A 22587-nucleotide genomic window follows, 5' to 3' on the forward strand; every position below is an offset into this window, starting at 1 on the left:
ACAGTCACCCTGGCAGCATCTTGTGACATATCAATAAAGCCCGCCATCCCGATCAGACCTAGTGGGTGCGGCTCGACAGCTCATGGCGTTTGAGGGCAAGCAGGGTGAGCAGCAGTGCGCCGCTGGCGATGGCGGCCATGCCGATATAAGTCGCACTGAAGCCCGGCGCCAGCTCGGCCGGGCTGAGCTTATCCAATGCCCCCTCCGAGCGGGTGGACAGGGAGGCATGAAACAGCACCGAGCAGACGGCGACACCGATGGCGCCGCCCAGCTCACGGCCGAAGTTGAACAGCGACATCCCGATGCCGCGATCCTGGGCTGGCAACGCACTTTGCACCACCACGGAGAGCGCAGGCAGGGTCAGTCCCAGCCCCAACCCGGCAAACAGCAGCGCCAGCCTCACCCAGACATCGAAGTGCAATTGCCACAACGCCACCGCCGCCAGGGCAAAGCCCACCACCACGAACCGCTTGTAATGGCCGGTGCGGGCGATGAACTTGCCACCGACGAAGGCCCCAAGGGTGATGAATACCATGAAAATCACCATGTCCTGACCGCTCTCGCTCGCGCTCATCCCCTTCTGCCACTGCATCTGCAAGGGCAGATAGACCAGCACGGCAAACATCAGCAATTGGGCGATCAGAGAGAGCAGCACCGCGACCAGATAACCGGGCAGCCGCACCAGGTGAGCAGGCAGTATGGGATCATGGGCACGCCGTTCGATGAGGATGAGCACTAACAGTGCCGTGCCGAGCGCCGCGGCCAGCCAGAGACCAGGCAGCGGCGTGTCCGGCGAGAGCAGCAACAGCGACAAGGTGGTCACAGTGATAAGCAGTCCCGCCCCCTTCCAGTCGAAGCGACTGTGGCGACGCACATTGAGATGGCGCAGATTGCGATTGACCAGCCAGAGCGCCAGGGCGCCGAGGGGAAGATTGATCCAGAAGATCCAGCGCCAGTTCAGTTGTTCGGTAAAGTAGCCACCGAGCAGAGGACCCGCGATGCTCGAGACCGCATAGACGATGGAGATATAGCCCTGATACTTGCCCACCTCCCGCGGTGGTATGCTGTCGGCAATCACGGTGAAGGCGAGTGCGATCAGGCCGCCGCCGCCCAGCCCTTGCAGCACCCGAGCCGCCAGCAGAGTAGGGAGATCCTGGGCCAAACCGCAGGCGAGGGAACCCGCCAGAAAGAGTGCTATGCCGATGTTGAGCATCCGCAGGCGGCCGAACAGATCGCTCAGCTTGCCATAGACCGGCAGCGCGGCTGTCGCGGCAAGCAAGTAGGCGGTGACCACCCAGGTCAGGGCCGAGCCGGCGTTCAAATCGGCGCCAATCATGGGCAGAGGCGTGGTGACAATGCTCTTCTCCAGTGATCCCAGGGCAATGACCAAGGCAACACTCGAGAACACTGTTTTTGGCGAAATGGACATCAGGGGTCTCGCATAGGGGTAGGCCACGGGGGCTCGGTGTTTCACATGGTGCCATATTATGGCGGCGGCTGCCCCATGGTTCGCGGATCCCCGCCTCACCGCTTTGCGGCCTCGCCATGACCTCCCTTCTGCCGGATGGCACCCAAGCCCTATCCGCCCCCTGCATATTCGAAAGCCGTGCATGAGACTAATCCCAACATGGTCGATGTGCATCATGTTAGGCTGAACCTTTCCCCCGTGCGGAGCCAACCCCTTGTTTGAACAATATGATGCCCTGATCTTCGACATGGACGGCACCCTGGTCGATTCCATGCCCCTGCATCTGGATGCCTGGCAGATCACCTGTGATGAGTTCCAGCTCTCCTTCGATCGCGCACTGCTGAACAGCTATGGCGGCATCCCTACCCGCAAGATAGTCGCCATGCTGGCCGAGCAGCAGGGAGTGACCATAGACATTGACGCCTTCGTCCGTCGAAAAATCGACCTCTATTTGCAGCACATCGGCGAAGTCACCCTCTTCCCGGCCATGGCGGAGTTGGTCAGGGCACAATATGGCAAGATCCCCATGGGCATCGGCACGGGGGCGCCTCGGGATCAGGCGCAGCAGATACTGCGCAATACCGGACTGGATGCCCTTATCCCTGTCCTCATCAGCGCCGATGATGTGCAAAACCATAAACCCAACCCCGACACCTTTCTCAAGGTGGCCGAGCTGCTGGGGGTCGCCCCCCATCGCTGCCTGGTATTTGAAGATACCGAAATAGGCATTCAGGCTGGCAAGGCGGCGGGCATGGCAACCATATTGGCGACAGAGGGCATGCTTGAATGGGTCTGAGAGACCGGCCCGTTTCACTGGCTTGCTGCCATAACATAGCGGGGCGCGCAGCAATGCCATCGGGCATCGCACATTGCCCTTTTAATTCGAACACCATAAAATAAATCATTGATTTATTTTATGGTGTGGAGATGATTCAACCAAATATCAACCCTACAACCCAGAATGCAAAAAACAACAAAGAAACCACACCCCGATAACATTGATGGCGTTGTAGAATAATGAAAAGAGTAAAGATACATGTGGTTTGCCGTAAGAATGCCATGGATAAATACGGTAAAAACGTCCAATCTCTGCTCAACGCCCGCATCCACCCCGATGAGATCCCTCAAACCCTTTGTATGAGTGGGTGTACCGTCTGGACATTTCAAACACTTATCAATTTAAACCACTATTATGGTGATGAAATAACGTGCAGCTTTGGCACAGAATGTCTGCCAGGCAGAATTAATTTACTTCATTATGATGATTTCAGTCCGAGAGTAAAACCATGGCGTGGGCTGACTGTTGTCTGCCGAGCAGACAGGCCATATTTTTTTGGGGCCGACTATGTCGTCGAGCAAATAAAGTCAGCGGAGAATAATGGCGGCATATTTATCTCACACTGGCCACAACCTGGCCTCAAACCCAGAGATAAAGCGCGTTGTTCCATCACGACTATTGGTTATTTTGGTCGCATGGACAGCTTCCCTCCCGAATTGGCAAGCGATGCATTCAAAGAAAAATTAGCGGCGCATGGTCTTTCATTAAAAGTAGAATTGAATGACTGGACTGACTATCAGAATGTAGACATTGTGCTCTGTTTTCGAAAATACCATGACCATCGATTATCACGCAAACCAGCGAGCAAGCTCATCAATACCTGGTTGGCTGGTTGTGTATTGATTTGTGATGACGAGCCTGCGATCAAGGCAATAAAGAATAGCCCATTGGATTACCTTGTTGCACATAGCCAAGATGACATTATAGAGACGGCCATGATGCTTAAGAACAATCCGGTTCTATATCAGGACATGGTAGAGCATGGCAAGCAACGAGTGAGGGAATACGCCAGAGAGACGGTCGCAAAAAACTGGATGTACTGTTTGAACATATCTGGGAAGAAGGATTAAATCGTCGTAGTACCACTATGAGGGCGTTGGCATTTTTCCTCTGGAAATTAACCAAACCCTTCATGAAATAAACCTTGGCTCATGATGTATTCACCCTAAACGGCAATGCCTTGCCAATAACCCCAGCCAATACCCGTCACTGCCCGATATAAATGACAAACGCCTCCCAACCGGAGGCGTTGCAATACGAATGACCGAAAGCTGACCTCAATCTCCCCCCACAGTTACATGCTATTGGTGGATTCGAAGATCTTGTCGGCAGAGGCCTCGACGAAGCCCGGGTAGAGGGTGCCGTCGACCCGCGGGTAGCGCAGGGCAAACTCGTAGAAGCAGCTCGGGATCTGTTGAACCCCGTCGCTGAAAGGCACGCAGGCCTTGTCCGCCATGGTGGAAGATTGCTCCAGCATCACCTGGGGATCCCCCTTCACCTCGCCCCCGGCAGTATTGAGCACGAACCCCGCCGCTTTCAGCGTCTCGTTGACCGCCTCTATGGTGTCAAACTCGGCCAGACGATTGATGCTGACGGTGAAGTGGTTGGCGCGATAGCCCCATGCCGCCATCCAGGCCGCGTACTCGCTCTCGGCAAGCAGGGTCTGGTAGTCGGCCCCCGAGACCTGCCAGGGTGCCCCCGCATGGAGGAAGGCGCTGGTGTCGGTCAGATGGGTTGGCACCTGGGCAACCAGCTTGTGAATGATGGCCTGAGCGCCCTCGGAGAGCTCCTCCACCTTCAGCTCGCTGATAAACACCTTGGGAGCATCCGGATCCGCATGCTCGAAGTGCTTGGCATAGAGTTTCTTGGCCTTGAACACATACTCATCTCTCTCCTCATAACCCAGCGCCCGAAAATGAGCGGCCAAGGTCTCGAGGCCGATCTGGGGCAGGTTGAAGGTGCGAAACGCCACATGGTCGTTGACGATGGGGGCACCACCACCCAGTAACTGGTGGACCTTGAGGGCACTCGGGGTGACTTGAATGTAGTTATCCCACAGATGACCGAACAGGGTTTCGATATCCTTTTGCATCTCTCTTTCCTTTGCTTGCGGGGTCAGACAAGGGCAGCCTGAGCTGCCCTTTTATGGTTGGGTTGTCAGAACGTCAGGCCGGGCGACAGCTGCTCTGGCATGGCTGCCTTGCTGTCTTCCACCGAGGCAACCGGGCAATGGGGACAGTAGTCGGCCAGCACCTGACTGTTCATTTCTGCCTCTTTCCTAGAACGTCAGGCCGGGCGACAGCTGCTCCGGCATGGCGGCCTTGCTGTCTTCCACCGAGGCAACCGGGCAATGGGGACAGTAGTCGGCCAGCACCTGCCTGTTCATTTCTGCCTCTTTCCTAGAACGTCAGGCCGGGCGACAGCTGCTCCGGCATGGCGGCCTTACTGTCTTCCACCGAGGCGACCGGGCAATGGGGACAGTAGTCGGCCAGCACCTGCCTGCTCATTTCTGCCTCTTTCCTAGAACGTCAGGCCGGGCGACAGCTGCTCCGGCATGGCTGCCTTGCTGTCTTCCACCGAGGCGACCGGATAAGCACAGTAGTCGGCGGCGTAGTAGGCACTCGCTCTGTGATTGCCGGAGGCACCGATGCCGCCGAACGGCGCGGCACTGGAGGCTCCGGTGATGGGCTTGTTCCAGTTGACGATACCGGCCCGAATGCGTTTGAAGAAGTGGTTCCAGTCCGCTTCGTTGTCCCCGAGCAGACCAGCCGAGAGCCCGAAGCTGGTGGCATTGCCCAGATCGATGGCGGCATCGAAATCCTGGTAACGAGTCACCTGCAGCAGGGGGCCGAAGTACTCCTCATCCGGCAATCCTTGTGCGGCAGTGATGTCGATGATGCCAGGGGAGACAAAACCGGTGCCCGGCTCCAGATGCTTGAGCACGAGCAGGCTCTTGCCACCCAGGGATTGCAACTTGGCCTGGGCCTCGACCATGCCCAGCGCCGCGCGTTCGCTGATCATCGCCCCCATGAAGGGTTGATCCGCATCATCGTAATGACCCACCTTTATCTTGCCGACCACCTCGATGAGGCGTGCCAACAGTGCATCTCCGGCTGGCCCCTGTTCCACGAACAGACGGCGGGAGCAGGTGCAGCGCTGGCCAGAGGTGATGAAGGCGGACTGGACGATGGCGTGCACGGCGCCGTCCACATCGCTCACGTCCTTGACGATGAGCGGGTTGTTTCCCCCCATCTCCAGCGCCAGGATCTTGCCCGGTTGGCCGGCAAATTGCTGATGCAGGAAGTGACCGGTACGGGACGAGCCGGTGAAGAAGAGACCATCGATGTCCCCATGACTCGCCAGGGCCTTGCCGGTATCGACCTCTCCTTGCACCAGATTGATGACACCGGCAGGCAGACCCGCCTCCTGCCAGATCTTGAGCATGGCCTCGGCCACCATGGGGGTCAGCTCCGAGGGTTTGAATACCACGGTATTGCCGGCGATGAGTGCAGGCACTATGTGGCCGTTGGGCAGATGACCCGGGAAGTTATAGGGGCCGAACACCGCAACCACACCATGGGGTTTGTGGCGCACGAATGCCTTGGCACCAGGCATGGGATTTTCGACCGTGCCGGTACGCTCCTCATGGGCGCGGATGGAGATGGCAATCTTGCCCTGCATGGCGGCGACCTCGGTACGGGTCTCCCACAGCGGCTTGCCGGTTTCCCGGGCTATGGTGAGCGCCAGCGCTTCCTTGTGCTCGCCGAGCAATTCCCCATAACGGCTGATGATGGCACTGCGCGCCGTCAAGGAGAGATCCGCCCAGTGATAGAAGGCGGAGCGCGCAGCCTTGACGGCGGCATCGACCTGAGCGGCACTAGCCGCTTGCCCACCCCAGATCACCTGGTTCTTGGCCGGATCTGTCGACTCGAACGCCTTGCCCTCGCCCGCCAGCCAGTTGCCATTGATCAGCTGTACTAATTCGCTCATTGCTCATATCCCTTGTTGCTTGGCTCTCGCCTGCCTGGCCGCCCAATGCGGGCCGCCAGCTCATCATGTTCAAGGGGACAATGGATCGCACTGTCCCCATGTTGTCAGTCCAGATCCACGACCCTGACCTGATCGCCATTCTCCACCTTGAGGGCCGCGGCCATCTTGGGGGGCACTATGGCCTCCTGCTTGTCCAGATCGACCCGGATATTGCCAAGGCAGGCACGGTATTGTTCGAAGCGGGTGTTGCACAGCAGATAGGTGTGGCCGCCCAGGGGCTCGCCCACCACCACGGTCAGCCGCTTGCTGCGGCGGATGCTGCGAATGTTGTTCACGTCGCACTCGACCGTGGGACCGGCATCGAAGATGTCGACATAGCCGCGATTCACGAAACCTTCATCCTGCAGCATCTTGATGGCAGGCCGGGTCTTGTCGTGGGTTTTGCCGATCACGGCCCGCGCCTCATTGCTGAGCAGATTGACGTAGATGGGGTACTTGGGCATCAGCTCGGCGATGAAGCGCTTCTTACCAATCCCGGTGAGATAGTCGACGGTGGGGAAATCCATCGAGAAGAAGTGCTTTTGCAGCCACTCATAGAAGGGGCTATGACCGTTCTCATCGGAGACACCGCGCATCTCGGCGAACACGGTTTTATCAAACAGCTCGGGGTGCTCGGCCATGAACAGGAAACGGTGCTTGGAGAGCAGCCGACCATTGAGTCCCTCGCGAGCGCATTCGCGCAAGAACAGGGTGCACAGCTCAGAGTTACCTGTGTAGTCATTGGACAGGGTCAGCGTCTCGACCACGTTATAGATGCCGAGTTTGGGGGATGAGTGCACCACCTTGCCGATATGGTAGTTATAAAACGGCTGGGACAGACCCACGGCCGCATCGATGGCGCAGGTGCCGACCATGTCCCCGGTGTCCAGATCCTCGGCCACGAAGAAATAGAGGCAGTCGCCCTTTCCCGCGGGTTTGTCCGAAAAAGTCTGGGTGGAGGCGTCGATTTTGCGCTGTAGCAGCTCATCGTTGACCGGCAAGGAGGTCATGCCAGTACCGGATTCGATGGCGCAGGTCTTGAGACCGGCAAAATCTTTCTGTTCGATAGGACGGATTAACAACATAGATGACAACTCCCTTTCATTGACGACAGGTGGGGTCCCGGCTCCTGCCGGGAGGGCTCCCCACCTCAATTCGGGATCAGGCGTTAACGACCTGAGCCACGGCCAGCTCGAAGCGAGCCAGGCCTTCCTGGATGTCCGCTTCCGGGATCACCAGGGAGGGGGCAAAACGCACTACGTTGGTGCCGGCCACCAGGGCCATCAGCCCCTGATCGATGGAGGCCAGCAAGAAGTCACGGGAGCGGCCCTTGAAGTCATCGTTCAATACGGCGCCGAGCAGCAGGCCCTGGCCACGCACTTCACTGAAGCAGTGATACTTGGCGTTGATGGCTTCGATACCGGCGCGGAACAGGGCTTCGCGCTGCTTGACCCCTGCCAGCACGGCTGGCGTATTGACCACATCGATCACCGCCTCGGCCACGGCGCACGCCAGCGGATTACCGCCGTAAGTCGAGCCGTGAGTACCCACTTTCAGGTGAGCGGCTATCTCTGTGGTGGTCAGCATGGCACCGATGGGGAAACCGCCGCCGAGCGCCTTGGCGCTGGTGAGGATGTCCGGCGTGACGCCCAGACCCATGTAGGCAAACAGCTCGCCGGTGCGACCGACGCCAGATTGCACCTCGTCATAGACCAGCAAGGCATTGTGCTTGTCACACAGCTCGCGCACACCCTTGGCAAATTCGTCGGTGGGACGAATGATGCCGCCTTCCCCTTGCAGCGGCTCCATCACCACGGCGCAGGTATTGTCGGAGATGACGGCGGCCAGCTCGGCCAGGTTGTTGTAGGTCACGTGAGTGATGTCGGCAGGCTTGGGGCCGAAACCGTCAGAATAAGCGGCTTGACCACCGACGCTCACGGTGAAGAAGGTGCGACCGTGGAATCCCTGGTGGAAGGCGATGATCTGGGTCTTGTGGGCCCCGAACTTGTCGATGGCATAACGACGGGCCAGCTTGAGGGCCGCTTCGTTCGCTTCGGCGCCGGAGTTGCAGAAATAGACCTTGTCGGCGAAGGTGGCGGCGACCAGCTTCTTGGCCAGACGCAGGGCCGGCTCATTGGTCATGACGTTGGAGAGATGCCACAGCTTCTCACCCTGAGTCTTCAGGGCTTCGACCAGCTTGGGATGACAATGGCCCAGGCCATTGACCGCAATACCGCCGGCGAAATCCACATACTCACGTCCAGCCTGATCCCAGACACGTGACCCTTCACCACGCACCGGGATGACATTGGCGGGCGCATAGTTGGGAACCATCACTTCATCGAACACTTCACGTGTCACTGCCAACAACTCTGACATACTTGCTCTCCTTCCAGATGGCGACAGAATAATCCACCGCCTAAAAGTTAAATCCGTGTAAACGTGACGGTATTGTCACAGAAAAAAAGTAAAAAGTCTGTAACTTGACGGCCTACAAGGAACAATCTTCGATTGCCCGTGAGATTTTAGGCAGCCCCATTGCATAACGGCTCAGAGGCTGTTGGCAAGAGATAATTTCGACTGGTGCGGGGGTGAATAAACCGTCAGAGAAAAAAATTTCGCCCATCCCATGGAAATGGGATTTTCATCACGTTTTTGAGCCGGAGCAGGGCGAAATCCCCCCGGATCCCGGGGTGGGAAAGGGGAATAAGTCTAGTCGAACGAAACCCTGCTTTACCGCTGAGACAGGCTTTTATGCTGCCGATCGGCGCCGCGCTGCCATGGATGGGAACCGAGGCCGTTCATCAGCAGATGATGCGGGTAAAGAGGAAAAAGCAGTGAAAAATTGGGTAGGGATGGCTCAGCGCCGAGCCAGAAAATTGGCAAGCAGCTCATGACCTTGCTCACTCAGGACGCTCTCCGGGTGAAACTGCACCCCCTCCACCGCCAGTGTCTTGTGGCGCAGCCCCATGATCTCATCGACGCTGCCATCCTCGTGCTCGCTCCAGGCGGTCACCGCCAGGCAGTCCGGCAGGGTCTGCGCCTTGACCACGAGTGAGTGGTAGCGGGTCACACGCAGCGGATTGTTGAGCCCCGCGAACACCCCCTCCCCCTGATGGCGGATGAGAGACGTCTTGCCATGCATCACCCGCCTGGCCCGCACCACCTCGGCGCCAAACACCTGAGCCAGGGATTGATGGCCGAGACAGACCCCGAGAATAGGCAATCGACCGGCGAAATGTGCGATGGCGGCCAGGGAGATACCCGCCTCATTGGGGGTACAGGGACCAGGGGAGATCACCAGGCGATCGGGGGCCATGGCTTCAATGTCCGCCAGGGTCAATTCATCGTTGCGTTTGACCACCACCTTCTCCCCCAGCGCACCGAAGTACTGCACCAGGTTCCAGGTAAAGGAGTCGTAGTTATCGATGAGTAGCAGCATGCAAACACCCAGGATTGAGATCGAGGCTAGGGTAACTCGCCTGCTCGTTGGCTGGCGAGTCGCGCATTCTGGCACGTCTGCCCCGGTTAATAAACGCCTGCCACCGGATACCCGTGGCTGGGGCCACCCTCGCCCATCAATGCCATCTTCGGCTCGCGCCAGACAATACGGACCCCCCCCATTGAAGAAGACCCACTCAGCCTCCTTCATATCAGGTGCGCTATGCCCCTCCTCCCAGCCCCTCACACTGTCGCCCCTGCTAAGAGGGCTCTCGATACAACACCGCGATCCCGCTCCTGCCGCCACCCTCGCTCACCGCGTTAAAATAAAACTTTAAATGTGAATCACAAAAAACAAAACAAAGTTTCATTTTAGTTTGATCGCAGTTTTTCATTTTGCTATCGTGCCTTCAACGACAGGATTTCCCGACACATTGTCATTGATGCCGCGTGCGGCCCGGAATTGAGGTTCATTATGCAAACTCGTCAAAGCATCCACAGCGATCATGCCAAACAACTCGACACCCAGGGTCTGCGCCGTGAGTTTCTGGTCGAAGAGATCTTCACCCCGAACACCCTGACCATGACCTACAGCCACATAGACCGCATCGTGTTTGGTGGCATCATGCCGGTGGATGCTCCCCTGACCTTCTCCGATGAACTCGGCAAGGGATTTGGGGTCAGCTATTTCCTCGAGCGGCGTGAGCTCGGCCTCATCAATATCGGTGGCCCGGGGGTGGTGGTGGTGGATGGCACTACCTATGAAGTGGACAAGGCCGAGGCCCTCTACGTCGGCCAGGGAGCCCGCACCCTGAGCTTTGCCAGTGTCGATGCCTCGCAGCCTGCCAAGTTCTACTACAACAGCGCTCCCGCCCACACCTGCTACCCGACCCGCACCGTCACCCAAGCCCAGGCCTCGCCGGCAACCCTGGGGGATGCCGCCACCAGCAACCGCCGCACCATCTACAAGTACCTGGTACCGGATGTGCTGCCGACCTGCCAATTGGTGATGGGCATGACCCAGCTGGAAGAGGGCAGCCTGTGGAACACCATGCCCTGCCACACCCACGAGCGCCGCATGGAGGTCTACTTCTACTTCAACATGAAAGAGGACGCCGCCGTGTTCCACATGATGGGCAAGCCGGACGAGACCCGTCACCTGCTGGTGCACAACGAGCAGGCCGTCATCTCCCCGAGCTGGTCCATCCACTCCGGCGTCGGCACCCAGGCCTACACCTTCATCTGGGGCATGGTGGGCGAGAACCAGGTGTTCGGTGACATGGACCATGTCGCTGTTCAGGATCTGCGCTAACCGGCTTCCCCATCCCGAGCCGCCATGGCGGCTCCTGCCCGACACTTCACCCCACATTGGCCCACGGCTTAGAGGTAACAATATGATTCTTAATGCATTCGATCTGAAAGGTAAGGTCGCCATCGTCACCGGTTGCGATACCGGTCTGGGTCAGGGCATGGCACTGGGGCTCGCCGAGGCGGGCTGCGACATCGTCGGCATCAATATCGTCGAGCCGACCGAAACGATCGCCAAAATCGAAGCCATTGGCCGCCGCTTCCTGAGCCTGAAGGCGGACGTCAGCAAGGTAGACACCCTGCCAGCCCTGGTCGATCAGGCGGTCTCCCACTTCGGCCGCGTCGATGTGCTGGTGAACAACGCCGGCATCATCCGCCGGGAAGACGCCATCAACTTCAGCGAGAAGGACTGGGACGATGTGATGAACATCAACATCAAGAGCGTGTTCTTCATGTCCCAGGCGGTGGCCAGGCAGTTCATGACCCAGGGCCAGGGCGGCAAGATCGTCAACATCGCCTCCATGCTCTCCTACCAGGGGGGTATCCGCGTGCCCTCCTACACCGCCTCCAAGAGCGCCGTCATGGGCATCACCCGCCTGCTGGCCAACGAGTGGGCCAGCAAGGGGATCAACGTCAACGCCATCGCCCCCGGTTACATGGCGACCAACAACACCGCGGCCCTGCGTGCCGATGATGACCGCAATGCCGCCATCCTTGAACGGATCCCGGCAGGCCGCTGGGGGGTGCCGGACGACATGATGGGCCCGGTCGTATTCTTGGCCTCTGTCGCCTCCGACTACATCAACGGTTACACCATCGCCGTCGATGGCGGCTGGCTGGCCCGTTAATTCAGTTCACTATGACCAGGCGCCGCGAGGCGCCTTTTGCCGTTGTCTCCTGACAGGAAGGCCCTATGTTGCTCGACAGTCTCTGGTTTGCCCAGTCAATCGGCCTGTTGGCCTGCCTCGTGGGTGCCACGGCATTCATGCAGCGCCAGGATAGCAAGCTCAGAGTCCAGCTCACCCTCAATGGCACCCTGATGGGGCTGCATTTTTTGCTGCTGGGTTCCTCGGTTGCCGCCATCAACTGCCTGCTCTGTGCCGTGCGCAACTGGGTCTCCGGTTACTATCGCGGCCTCGGTGTGATGCTGCTGTTCCTCGCCCTGGCCTGGTTGCTGGTCATCCCCCGGATCGAACACCCGGTCCAGATGCTGACCCTGCTCGGCACCACCCTCAGCACCTTCGCCCTGTTTCGCCTCAACGGTATTGCCCTGCGACTGTGCATGCTGAGCAGTACCCTCTGCTGGCTGACCCACAATATCTGGGCGGGATCCATCGGTGGCATCCTGCAGGAGAGCATCTTTTTCGTCATCAATGGCTACACCATCCTCAAGCTCTACCAGGCCGCCCCGCAGGACATCGAGGGGTGAACCACCCTGCCTGCGGGTCCAATCACGGGCAACGGCTCATTGTCGCTGAGAACTGACATGCAAAAGAGCAGGCCAAGCCTGCTCTTTTTGAGACGAGATACTCAATCAGCGTGAGGAGTGAGTACCAAATGGATAGTCGTGGAAACCCAGCCCGGCAGAGATATTGGCCGCCGCCTCATGTAGCTGGGCCACCAGGGTTGCCTTGTGCTCTTCATGGAAGCGCACCAGGGGCAACGACAGGGAGAGCCCCGCGATGATCCGCCCCATGCGGCTGTAGATGGGGACGGCGAAGCAGCGCAGACCGTGTTCCATCTCTTCCCGATCTTCGGCATAACCTTGCTCGCGCACCTGGGCCAGCTCCACCAGCAGGGCATCGACATCGGCAAGGGTATGCTCGGTGAAGCGCTCGAAGGTCACCCCGGCCAGCATGGCGCGTACTTCGGTCTCGGGCAGCCAGGCCATCATCACTTTGCCAAGGCCGGTGCTGTAGAGCGGACGGCGACGACCGATACGGGAGTACATCCGCAGGTTGTATTCAGAGTCAATCTTGTGCAAATAGACGATGCTGTCTTCATCGAGCATCCCAAGGTGCAGGGTCTCTTTGGTCAGCTTGCCGAGACGGTACATCTGTTCATCGGCGATCTGCACCAGATCCTGATGTTCCAGCGCCTTGGCGCCCAGCTCGAACAGCTTGAGGCTAAGGGCATACTTGTCAGTTTCACCCTCCTGGGTGATATAACCCAGGGTCTTCATGGTCTGCAAGAAACGGTAGACGGTGCTCTTGGACATCATGATCCGCTGGGACAGCTCGGTCACCCCGATCTCTTTCTGCTCCCCCAGCGCCTGCAGTATGCCGAACACCTTGAGTACCGATGACACCGATTCGGGCGAGTTGTCTATCATCGACATTGTTTACGTCCAAAAAAAATGATTGATTGTTTCATTGTATTTGAAATGAGCTGGCCCTCATAGTGACAGAGCCACTTATCCAGTCAAATCATCCACTCATGGATAGAGAATGTGGTCTCGCTCACGCGACTATTCACCCGCACCTCGCCGCAGAGGTGGCGACGATAGTCTTTATAACCCCTGGCTCACGGCCACTTTCCCCTGCCTCCACCCTGCGAGTCATCAACACAAGACAATCATCACATTTTTAATGAAATGATGTTTCAATTGTTTTTTATTCTCCGTTAGTTAAATAGAATAGCGCCATCATCAACGCGGAAAACAGGGGAAGCGCTATGCCTATCAAGGTCGCCGTCATTGGCGAATGCATGATCGAGCTGTCCGAAAGCAGGGCCAACATAGTGCGCCATTTTGGCGGGGACACCCTCAACACGGCGGTCTACCTGACCCGCGCCAACCCGGACATCGCTGTGCATTACGTGAGTGCCCTGGGCACGGATCCCATGAGTGGGGCCATGCTGACCCAGTGGCAGCAAGAGGGAATACACACCGAGCTGGTGCAGCGCCTTGACCACAAGCTGCCCGGTCTCTATCTCATCGAGACCGATGATCGAGGTGAACGCACCTTCCACTACTGGCGCAGCGACTCTGCGGCCCGCTACTGGCTGCAGACGCCAGAGGCCGAGCGGATCGGTGAGCGACTGCACGATTTCGATTACCTCTACCTGAGCGGGATCAGCCTCGCCATCCTGTCACAAGATGACCGGCTGACCCTGCTGAACAGGCTGGCCGAGTGCCGGGCTGGCGGGGCCAGGATAGCCTTTGACAACAACTACCGCCCCCGCTTGTGGGAGAGCCAGGCCGCGGCCCGGCAGACCTATGCCGCCATGCTGGCGCTAACCGATCTCGCCTTCCTGACCCTGGATGACGAGGTCGCCCTCTGGGGGGACAGCGACGACTCCCAGTGCCTGGCCCGCACCCTTGCATGTGGCGTGAACGAGATCGTCATCAAGCGCGGGGCCGAGGCCTGTCTCATCGTGCAGCCTGGGTACAGCGACCAGGTGCTGGCCGTCCCCCTGGCGAAAGAGCAGATCATCGATACCACGGCGGCTGGCGACTCCTTTAGCGCCGGTTACCTCGCCACCCGGCTGGCGGGGCAGTCCATGGCCGATTCGGCCCGCTATGCCCATCGGCTGGCGAGCACCGTCATTCAACATCGTGGCGCCATCATCCCCCTGACGGCCATGCCACACCCCATCACCCCTGATCACCCATACAATGAGGCTTCCCATGTCAGCATTGCTTGAACGACTCTGTGCCCTGAAGATCATCCCCGTCATTGCCATCAAAGACGCCAATGATGCCGTCGCCCTTGGCCGCACCCTGCTGGAAAACGGCATGCCCAGTGCCGAGATCACTTTCCGCACCCCGGCGGCGGCCGAATCCATCCGCCGGCTGCGGGAAGCCTTTCCCGAGATGATCATTGGTGCCGGCACAGTGCTGACCACAGCCCAGGTCGATCAGGCCATCGAGGCGGGGGTCGACTTCATCGTGAGTCCCGGGCTCAACCCGCGCATCGTGCAATATTGCCAGGCGCGCGGTGTTCCCATCATTCCCGGCGTCAACAACCCCAGCCTGGTCGAACAGGCTATGGAGCTGGGTCTGAAGACCCTCAAGTTCTTCCCGGCAGAGCCATCCGGTGGGCTGGGCATGCTCAAGGCCATGAGCGCCGTCTACCCGGTCTCCTTCATGCCCACTGGCGGCGTCAGCCCGAGCAATGTGAAGGACTATCTTGCCCTGCCTGCGGTATTCGCCTGTGGCGGCACCTGGATGGTGCCTGCCAACCTCATCGACAATCGCGAATGGGACAAGATCGGCGCCCTGACCAAGGAAGCCATGGCCGCCCTCTAAATCGGCCGGGGCCCGTCTCACGGGCCCATCATTCCAGCCTCGACCGGTTCGCCATCGACCTCCACCACCGGTTCAATCAAAGGAGCTACCCATGATCGTTGGTAATCTGCAGCAACTGGACATCGCCATGCTGCCATCCCCACTGCTGCATCTTCTCAACCGGCCCGCGCTCTCCTTGCACAACCTGCAACAGCAGGCAGAGGGGAAATATGATCTCATCGAGGATGCCGTCTTCTACATCGTCTCCTCCCCCATCACGGCTCAGGAGGCGGATCTGAAGAGTGAGTTCCACGATCGCTATCTGGATATCCAGATAGTGCTGGCCGGGCAGGAGGCGATCGCCCTCAGCACCACAATCCGCGCTCCCCATGACCATCAGGAAACCAAACCGGACCTCATCTTCCTGGACAACCCGGCGATCACCACCCGGCTGTTGCTCGACACCGGTGACTTCGCCATCTTCTATCCCGGTGAGGTGCACAGACCCACCTGCCAGGTCGGCTCCCCCGCCCAGATTAAGAAAGTCGTGGTCAAGATCTGCAAAGAGTGGCTGTCAGCCCAATAAGAGTCGCCGGCCTCCACCCCCTTGGCATGAACTCCCGGTCAGGAGGCCAGCACCATTTAGCACGCCTCCCCCATCTTCTATTCGCTCTCCTGTGCTCCGGTGGGATCTGCCCTCCCCTATTTTTATCGAAAAACTCGTTTGAAGCCTTATTCCATCAGCGTTGCCGCAGTGTAACAAACGGCCATCACAAAACTTGATTTTTGATTTCCACAAATATGGAACGCCATTTCATTAACTTGATTTTGATCACTGAAATGCGGCCGGATTCACGTAGCATGAACAGCATCAAAATAACGAAGTCCATAAAGGGGTTACACACATGCGTACAATGAATGCTCTGCCCAGACTGTCTCTGATTGGCACAGTGGTCGCCGCGGGTCTGTTTCTGACTGGATGTGGTGAAGACAGCAAGGCTGCTGGCCCCCTGATCCTGAAGACAGCGTTCAACCAGTCTGAACACAATCCGCAGTTCAAGGCGCTCGAAGATTTCAGCCAGAAGCTGGAAGCCGCGACCGGTGGTAAATACAAGCTGGAAATTCACCCGAACGAGCTGCTGGGAGATCAACGGGCGGCACTGGAGCTGGTGCAATCCGGTGCCATTCAACTGGCCGTCGTCGCCAACCCCCTGGTCGAGAACTTCAACAAAAACTTCTCCGTGCTGGCCATGCCTTACATCTACGACAACCCGGATCACCAGCGCAAAGTCTTCACCGGTGATCTCCTCGATGGCCTGTTCAGCTCCACCAAGGGCAACGGCTTCGAGGTATTGACCGCCTATACCGCCGGGGCCCGCAGCATGTATGTCAAAGGGGCTCCAATCAAGACTCCAGAAGAGATGAAAGGGAAGAAGATCCGGGTTATGCAGTCCGATACCATGGTCAAGATGCTGACCTGTATGGGGGGCACCGGGGTTCCCATGGGTCAGGGCGAAGTCTACTCCGCCATCCAGCAGGGGGTGCTTGATGGCGCCGAGAACAACGAGATCACCTACGCCGATCTGAAGCAGTATGAAGTGGCGCCCCATTTCTCTTACACCCGCCATGTGATGGTGGCCGATCTGCTGGTGGTCAATGAGTCATTCCTGGAGAAGATGGATGCCGCCGATCAGGCGACCTTCCGCAAACTGGCCAAAGAGAGTACCGCGACCGAGTTTGATCTCTTCAGCCAGGCGCTAGAAACCGCCAAACAGACGGCCACTGCCCAGGGCGCCACCTTTACTGAGGTCGATATTGCCCCCTTCCAGGCGCGTTGCAAGCCGCTGCAAGAGACGCTGCTGACCACCCCGGAGCAGAAAGATATCTTCAACAAGATCCGCGCATTGGCCAACTAATGGCTGTTGTTGCCAGGGGTTGCCATGGCAACCCCTCCTATGAGGTTCCGCTATGAAACCCGCTCAACAACCAGCAACCCTCTCCGAACCATCCGTTCAGCATGGCTTCTATGCCTCGCTGACCGGGTTCAAGCAAAGAGTGGATCTGGTGGTCTCTTATCTCTGCATCGCCATCGTGGCCGTGATGACCCTGCTGGTCACTTATCAGGTGGCAACCCGCTACCTGCTCAATAGCCCAAGCGCCGTGAGCGAGGTGCTCTCCCGCTACCTGTTCATTTGGCTGGTCTTGATCGGCAGTGCCTATGTCTTTGGCTTGCGCGAACACATGGCAATCACCTTCATGCGTGATCGCATGTCGCGCAATGTGCGCATCCTGGTGGAGATGCTCGGTGAGCTGGCGACCACTCTCTTTGCCCTGCTGGTACTGACCGTGGGGGGTTACATCGGGATGAGCCGCCAGATGGGACAGCTCGATTCGGCGCTGCAGATCCCCATCGGCGTCATCTATGCCGCCATCCCTCTTTGCGGCGTGCTGACCGTTTTCTATTGCCTGTACAACCAATACGGGTTGGCCAGACAACTCTCCTTCAAGCAAAAGGTATAACCATGGATATTGCGGTTGTTGTCGCGCTGGTGATGTTCATCGGTGCCTTTGTCCTGCTGTTTATCGGCACCCCTATCAGCATCAGTATCGGGCTCCCCTCCTTCCTGGCCATGGTGATCATCCTGCCTTTCGATGGCGCCATCCTGACTTCGGCCCAGCGGGTCTTCGTCGGCCTGGACTCCTTTGCCCTGCTGGCCATTCCCTTCTTCATCCTGGCTGGCAATCTGATGAACAATGGCGGCATAGCCATCCGCTTGATCAACTGCGCCAAGATAGTCAGCAACTTCCTGCCGGGTCCTCTGGCCCAGACCAACGTGGTTGCCAACATGCTGTTTGGCTCCATCAGCGGCTCCGGCGTCGCCTCGGCGGCGGCCATCGGCGGCATCATGTCCCCTATCCAGAAGAAGGATAAATACGATCCCGCCTTCAGTGCCGCGGTCAATATCGCCTCGGCACCGACTGGCATGCTGATCCCCCCAAGCAACTCCCTGATCGTCTATGCCACTGTGGCGGGCAGTGTCTCCATCACGGCTCTGTTCATGGGCGGCTACGTGCCCGGCATTCTGTGGGGACTGGGGGTCATGCTGGTGGCGGGCTTCATTGCCAAGCGCCGTGGTTATGTGGCCGAGCACAACTCTCTCAAGGGTCTGCGCCTCAAACTGTTGTTAGATGCCATCCCCAGCCTGCTGATGATCGTTGTGGTTATCGGTGGCATCCTCGGTGGCATCTTCACCGCGACCGAAGCCTCCGCCATCGCCGTGGTCTATTCGCTGATCCTTGGTGTCTGCTACCGGAACATCAAGGCCGTCGATCTGCCCGCCATCTTCCTGGCTACCGCCAAAATGACCGCCATCGTGATCCTGATGCTGGCCGCCTCATCCATCATGTCCTGGGTAATGGCGTTCACCCAGATCCCGGCACTGATCGCATCGGCCCTGCTCTCCTTCACCGACAGTTTCCTGATCATCCTGCTGGTCATGAATCTGGTACTGCTGCTAGTGGGCACCTTCATGGACCCCACCCCGGCGGTACTCATCTTTACCCCCATCTTCCTGCCCATCTGCACCCAGTTCGGCATGGATCCGGTGCAATTTGGCATCATGATGATCTTCAATCTCTCCCTTGGCACCATCACGCCACCGGTTGGCCCCATACTGTTCACCGGATGCAAGATCGGGGGGATAAAAATTGAAGGGGTCATCAAGCCACTGCTGCCTTTCTTCGCGGTCATTGCACTGGTGCTGATGCTGGTGACCTATGTACCGGCCATCTCGATGGCGCTGCCCCAGGCGATGGGACTGATCAAATGATGCCTCTGTGCGACGGGCATCGATGCCTGTCGCACTCGTGATGAATTCACCCCGGGCGCGTCGGCGTCCGGGTTTTTTCATCTCTGCAGCAAGGAAACGGGGGATGAGAACAAGCAGGAGAGAGCAGGGCGCCCTGGGACTGGCACGCACTGTCAGGGAGATTACGTGGGCAGAACCACCGCGGATGGCAGAGCCCGGAGGGGCGCCTCAGCGATCCAGGTAGCGGCCTTGTTCCATCTCGCGCTCTCGTTGACACTCGGCGAGGTAGATGGCGGCAGCGATGGCCGGGGTAGCATGGTGTTTGTCGATGGCATTGGAGACCATCAGTTGCAGGGTATTGAGGTTCTTGGCCTTGCGAAACTTGCGCAGCCAGTGACCTTTGTCGCCCAGCTCGTCTATGGAGATTTTTTCTTGGATGGACATGCTCACTCTTGGGACTCGGGGTCCACTTAAATTCAGGATCCGGGGATCACAGATACCGAGGGGGAAAACAAAGAAAGCCAGGTTGATACCCGGCTTCCTACGGTTACACCACAATCCGATATATCAGGCTCTGGGAACGAAGCCAACCACATCATATACGCTGGCCAGGGTTTTTTCAGCCCTTTCCCGGGCCTTTTGTGCACCGGCCGCGAGGATGGCCTGCAGATGAGTCTCATCTTGACGCAGGGCATGGAAACGGGCTTGTAGCGGCTCAAGCAGGGCAACCACGGCCTCGGCGCACTCACCTTTCAGATGGCCATACATCTTGCCTTCGAAGTGCTGCTCCAGCTCGGGGATGGGGCGGCCGGTCACGCCAGACATCAGGGTCAGCAGGTTGGACACCCCAGGCTTGTTGACCGGATCGAAGCGCACCACGGCCGGCTCGTCCGAATCGGTGACGGCCCGCTTGATCTTCTTCACTATCTGCTTGGGATCTTCCAGCAGACCGATGAAGTTGGCCTCGTTGTCGTCAGACTTGGACATCTTCTTGGTCGGATCCTGCAGGCTCATCACCCGGGCACCCTCTTCGGGAATGAAGGGTTCGGGCAGGGTAAACACCTCGCCATGCAGATTGTTGAAACGGGTGCAGATGTCGCGGGTCAGCTCCAGATGCTGCTTCTGATCGTTGCCGACCGGCACCTGATTGGCCTGATAAAGCAGGATGTCCGCCGCCATCAGCACCGGGTAGCCGAACAGACCGACGTTGACGTTATTCTCGAAACGGGCGGACTTGTCCTTGAACTGGGTCATGCGCGACAGCTCACCCATCTGGGTGTAGCAGTTGAGGATCCAGCCAAGCTCGGCGTGCTGGGGCACATGAGACTGGATGAAGACGGTGCTCTTGGCGGGATCAATCCCGACTGCCAGATAGAGGGCGGCGGCATCCAGGCACGCCTTGCGCAGGGCAGCAGGCTCCTGGCGGGCGGTGATGGCATGGAGATCGACGATGCAGTAGAGGCAATCGAAGTCATCTTGCATCTTGACCCACTGACGCAGGGCGCCCATGTAGTTGCCTATGGTGAGCTGCCCGGAGGGCTGGGCACCGCTCAGTACTATTGGTTTGGCCATGGAGAGGAGTCCTTGTTCTTATTCGACCAGCAGGGCATCGAGCTCACAGAAATGCTCGCACACCCAGTCTGGATTGGAGTCGGCAATGGGGCGGCCATAGTTGTAGCCATAGGTGAGCCCTACCACCTTCATGCTGGCGGCCTGGGCGGCCAGCACATCATTTTCGGAGTCACCCACCATCAGGGTGCGCGCCGGGCTGACACCCAGCTCATGGCAGGCATGCAGCAGCGGTGTCGGGCTCGGCTTCTTTGGTTCCACACAGTTGCCGCCCAGCCAGAGCGCGAAGCAATCGGCAATGCCGAGGGCATCGAGGATCGGCTGCACGAAGTGACTCGGCTTGTTGGTCACCACGGCCTGGCGGTAACCCAGTTTTTGTAAACGGCGCAGGCTCTGCTCGACCCCGTCATACATGGCCAGCCCTTCCAGCAGACAAGCCTGATAGTGCCGATCGAACAGGCCGCGGGCCTGGCTGAACTGTTCGCCAGCACCGCGATAATCCAGGGCGCGGGAGATGAGCTTATCGGCACCATTGCCGACCCAGGTACGGACCACGGCCTCGTCGGCCTCGGCCAGACCCAGATCGGTGAGAGTGCGATTGACCGCCAGCGCCAGCTGGGAAGCACTGTCGATCAGGGTGCCGTCCAAATCGAACAGCACCAGATCGAAGGGACGATTAACGCTGGACATGGGCAAGCTCCGCACGCATCTGGTCGATCACCGCCTTGTAGTCTGGCTGGCTGAAGATGGCAGAACCGGCCACGAACATGTCGGCACCTGCCTCGGCAATGGCACGAATGTTGTCTACCTTGACGCCGCCATCGATCTCCAGGCGAATGTCACGGCCACTCTCGTCTATCAGACGGCGCACCTGGCGCAGCTTGTCGAGGGTGCCGGGGATGAAGCTCTGACCACCGAAACCGGGGTTGACCGACATCAGCAGGATCACGTCCAGCTTGTCCATCACATATTCGAGGCAAGAGAGCGGCGTGGCCGGATTGAGCACCAGGCCAGCCTGGCAGCCCTGCTCCTTGATGAGCCCAAGGGTGCGGTCGACATGATCGGACGCTTCCGGGTGGAAGGTGATGAGATTGGCACCCGCCTTGGCAAAATCAGGGACTATCCTGTCCACCGGCTTGACCATGAGGTGCACATCGATCATCGCCTTGATACCGAAGTCACGCAGGGCCTGACAGACCATGGGGCCTATGGTCAGATTGGGCACATAGTGATTGTCCATCACATCGAAATGCACCACATCGGCACCCGCTGCCAATACCTTGGCAACATCGTCGCCCAGACGGGCAAAATCGGCGGAGAGGATCGAGGGAGCTATCAGAAAGTCTTTCATCACGTCATCCATTGGCAGCTAGGCGAAAAAACGGCGCAATTTTACCCCAAACTGGCTCAGGAAACGAGACTGATTGCCGCTTACCGCGCCTCATGGCCCACGGGAGACCCATTTTCCCGGATATGGGGAGATATGGGCGCCCCCCGGGCCGGGACGTTGAGAGAGCTCAACCCGTCTCCAGCCTCCAATCTCGACTCATATCACCCTCATCAGGGCAGAAGAGCGGAAGAGCGGAAGAGACAATCTTCCATGATGGGATGAACAACATGACAGCGCAGAGTGATGAGGGACGGAAGGGGCTCTCTTGGCGAAAGCTGGCTAGGCTGTAGGGAGCCAGGAGGCGCACATGAACCAAAGACTCACCCTGTGGCATACGCTCACCAGCACCCTCGCCGCCCTGTTCGGGGTGCAATCCCAGCGCAATCGCCAGCGAGATTTTGCCAACGGCTCGCCATTGGCTTTCATCCTGATGGGAGTGCTACTGATCGCCCTGATGCTAGGCAGCCTCTGGCTACTGGTGAGCTGGGTGCTCGCTTAGCCGTTCAG

The 22587-nt window shown here is 58.6% G+C and carries 23 protein-coding genes; 12 read left to right on the top strand and 11 right to left on the bottom strand.

Annotation, left to right across the window (positions count from 1 at the left end):
* Positions 1-58: 58 nt before the first annotated feature.
* Positions 59-1429 (bottom strand): MDR family MFS transporter, encoded by a 1371-nt coding sequence (locus tag KYK33_RS15315; RefSeq protein ID WP_224431083.1) that lies wholly within the window; start codon positions 1427-1429, stop codon positions 59-61.
* A 253-nt stretch (positions 1430-1682) separates the two neighbouring features.
* On the opposite strand from KYK33_RS15315, the gene KYK33_RS15320 reads away from it, so the two are divergent.
* Complete coding sequence (locus KYK33_RS15320; RefSeq protein WP_224431084.1) at positions 1683-2264, top strand: HAD family hydrolase; 582 nt, start codon at positions 1683-1685, stop codon at positions 2262-2264.
* 221 nt (positions 2265-2485) lie between these two features.
* The gene (locus KYK33_RS15325; RefSeq protein WP_224431085.1) at positions 2486-3376 is read left to right on the top strand and encodes a glycosyltransferase; all 891 of its coding nucleotides are present in this window, start codon (positions 2486-2488) and stop codon (positions 3374-3376) included.
* A gap of 224 nt (positions 3377-3600) precedes the next feature.
* On the opposite strand, the gene KYK33_RS15330 is transcribed toward KYK33_RS15325, so the two are convergent.
* The 5 genes from KYK33_RS15330 to KYK33_RS15350 all read right to left on the bottom strand — a co-directional run bounded on the left by KYK33_RS15330 (position 3601) and on the right by KYK33_RS15350 (position 9777).
* The gene (locus KYK33_RS15330; RefSeq protein WP_224431086.1) at positions 3601-4398 is read right to left on the bottom strand and encodes a DUF1338 domain-containing protein; all 798 of its coding nucleotides are present in this window, start codon (positions 4396-4398) and stop codon (positions 3601-3603) included.
* A gap of 428 nt (positions 4399-4826) precedes the next feature.
* Positions 4827-6296 (bottom strand): succinylglutamate-semialdehyde dehydrogenase, encoded by a 1470-nt coding sequence (gene astD, locus KYK33_RS15335; RefSeq protein ID WP_224431087.1) that lies wholly within the window; start codon positions 6294-6296, stop codon positions 4827-4829.
* 104 nt (positions 6297-6400) lie between these two features.
* Complete coding sequence (gene astA, locus KYK33_RS15340; RefSeq protein ID WP_224431088.1) at positions 6401-7420, bottom strand: arginine N-succinyltransferase; 1020 nt, start codon at positions 7418-7420, stop codon at positions 6401-6403.
* 76 nt (positions 7421-7496) lie between these two features.
* A complete protein-coding gene (locus KYK33_RS15345) occupies positions 7497-8714 on the bottom strand; it encodes an aspartate aminotransferase family protein (RefSeq protein WP_042040841.1) in 1218 nt (405 codons plus the stop codon).
* A 481-nt stretch (positions 8715-9195) separates the two neighbouring features.
* The gene (locus KYK33_RS15350; RefSeq protein WP_224431089.1) at positions 9196-9777 is read right to left on the bottom strand and encodes an aminodeoxychorismate synthase component II; all 582 of its coding nucleotides are present in this window, start codon (positions 9775-9777) and stop codon (positions 9196-9198) included.
* A gap of 474 nt (positions 9778-10251) precedes the next feature.
* Here KYK33_RS15350 and kduI point away from each other — a divergent pair, with 474 nt between their 5' ends.
* The 3 genes from kduI to KYK33_RS15365 all read left to right on the top strand — a co-directional run bounded on the left by kduI (position 10252) and on the right by KYK33_RS15365 (position 12513).
* The gene (gene kduI / locus KYK33_RS15355) at positions 10252-11088 is read left to right on the top strand and encodes a 5-dehydro-4-deoxy-D-glucuronate isomerase (protein WP_224431090.1); all 837 of its coding nucleotides are present in this window, start codon (positions 10252-10254) and stop codon (positions 11086-11088) included.
* Positions 11089-11170: 82 nt separating this feature from the next.
* Positions 11171-11932 (top strand): 2-dehydro-3-deoxy-D-gluconate 5-dehydrogenase KduD, encoded by a 762-nt coding sequence (gene kduD, locus KYK33_RS15360; protein ID WP_224431091.1) that lies wholly within the window; start codon positions 11171-11173, stop codon positions 11930-11932.
* Positions 11933-11997: 65 nt separating this feature from the next.
* Positions 11998-12513 carry a YgjV family protein gene (locus KYK33_RS15365; RefSeq protein ID WP_042040845.1) on the top strand — a complete coding sequence of 172 codons (516 nt, stop codon included), beginning with the start codon at positions 11998-12000 and terminating at the stop codon, positions 12511-12513.
* A 105-nt stretch (positions 12514-12618) separates the two neighbouring features.
* Here the strand turns inward: KYK33_RS15365 and kdgR are convergent, their stop codons facing one another.
* A complete protein-coding gene (gene kdgR / locus KYK33_RS15370; protein ID WP_042040846.1) occupies positions 12619-13422 on the bottom strand; it encodes a DNA-binding transcriptional regulator KdgR in 804 nt (267 codons plus the stop codon).
* Between the two features lie 335 nt (positions 13423-13757).
* On the opposite strand from kdgR, the gene KYK33_RS15375 reads away from it, so the two are divergent.
* The 6 genes from KYK33_RS15375 (at position 13758) to KYK33_RS15400 (ending at position 19142) form a co-directional block, all read left to right on the top strand.
* On the top strand, positions 13758-14729 hold the full coding sequence (locus tag KYK33_RS15375) for a 2-dehydro-3-deoxygluconokinase (RefSeq protein WP_042040847.1): 972 nt from the start codon (positions 13758-13760) through the stop codon (positions 14727-14729).
* On the top strand, positions 14713-15333 hold the full coding sequence (locus KYK33_RS15380) for a bifunctional 4-hydroxy-2-oxoglutarate aldolase/2-dehydro-3-deoxy-phosphogluconate aldolase (protein WP_224431092.1): 621 nt from the start codon (positions 14713-14715) through the stop codon (positions 15331-15333). The genes KYK33_RS15375 and KYK33_RS15380 overlap by 17 nt, the downstream gene beginning before the upstream one ends.
* Positions 15334-15424: 91 nt before the next feature.
* On the top strand, positions 15425-15898 hold the full coding sequence (locus KYK33_RS15385) for a YhcH/YjgK/YiaL family protein (RefSeq protein WP_224431093.1): 474 nt from the start codon (positions 15425-15427) through the stop codon (positions 15896-15898).
* Positions 15899-16217: 319 nt separating this feature from the next.
* On the top strand, positions 16218-17228 hold the full coding sequence (locus KYK33_RS15390; RefSeq protein WP_224431094.1) for a TRAP transporter substrate-binding protein: 1011 nt from the start codon (positions 16218-16220) through the stop codon (positions 17226-17228).
* A 52-nt stretch (positions 17229-17280) separates the two neighbouring features.
* On the top strand, positions 17281-17832 hold the full coding sequence (locus KYK33_RS15395; RefSeq protein ID WP_084218139.1) for a TRAP transporter small permease: 552 nt from the start codon (positions 17281-17283) through the stop codon (positions 17830-17832).
* A gap of 2 nt (positions 17833-17834) precedes the next feature.
* On the top strand, positions 17835-19142 hold the full coding sequence (locus KYK33_RS15400) for a TRAP transporter large permease (protein WP_042040851.1): 1308 nt from the start codon (positions 17835-17837) through the stop codon (positions 19140-19142).
* A 207-nt stretch (positions 19143-19349) separates the two neighbouring features.
* Here the strand turns inward: KYK33_RS15400 and KYK33_RS15405 are convergent, their stop codons facing one another.
* The 4 genes from KYK33_RS15405 to rpe all read right to left on the bottom strand — a co-directional run bounded on the left by KYK33_RS15405 (position 19350) and on the right by rpe (position 22041).
* On the bottom strand, positions 19350-19565 hold the full coding sequence (locus tag KYK33_RS15405; RefSeq protein ID WP_042040852.1) for a hypothetical protein: 216 nt from the start codon (positions 19563-19565) through the stop codon (positions 19350-19352).
* Between the two features lie 123 nt (positions 19566-19688).
* Positions 19689-20693: a tryptophan--tRNA ligase gene (gene trpS, locus KYK33_RS15410; protein WP_042040853.1), complete on the bottom strand. Its 1005-nt coding sequence runs from the start codon at positions 20691-20693 to the stop codon at positions 19689-19691.
* Positions 20694-20711: 18 nt separating this feature from the next.
* Positions 20712-21380, bottom strand: coding sequence for a phosphoglycolate phosphatase (locus tag KYK33_RS15415; RefSeq protein ID WP_042040854.1), 669 nt, complete (start codon positions 21378-21380; stop codon positions 20712-20714).
* A complete protein-coding gene (gene rpe, locus KYK33_RS15420) occupies positions 21367-22041 on the bottom strand; it encodes a ribulose-phosphate 3-epimerase (protein WP_042040855.1) in 675 nt (224 codons plus the stop codon). Before rpe ends, KYK33_RS15415 begins: the two co-directional genes overlap by 14 nt.
* 346 nt (positions 22042-22387) lie before the next feature.
* Between rpe and KYK33_RS15425 the strand changes: the two genes are divergently transcribed.
* Positions 22388-22579, top strand: a complete 192-nt coding sequence (locus KYK33_RS15425; protein ID WP_224431095.1) for a DUF2970 domain-containing protein — start codon at positions 22388-22390, stop codon at positions 22577-22579.
* Positions 22580-22587: the final 8 nt, after the last annotated feature.

Origin of the sequence: Aeromonas rivuli, assembly GCF_020149575.1 — a bacterium.
Taxonomy (GTDB): Bacteria; Pseudomonadota; Gammaproteobacteria; order Enterobacterales; family Aeromonadaceae; genus Aeromonas; species Aeromonas rivuli.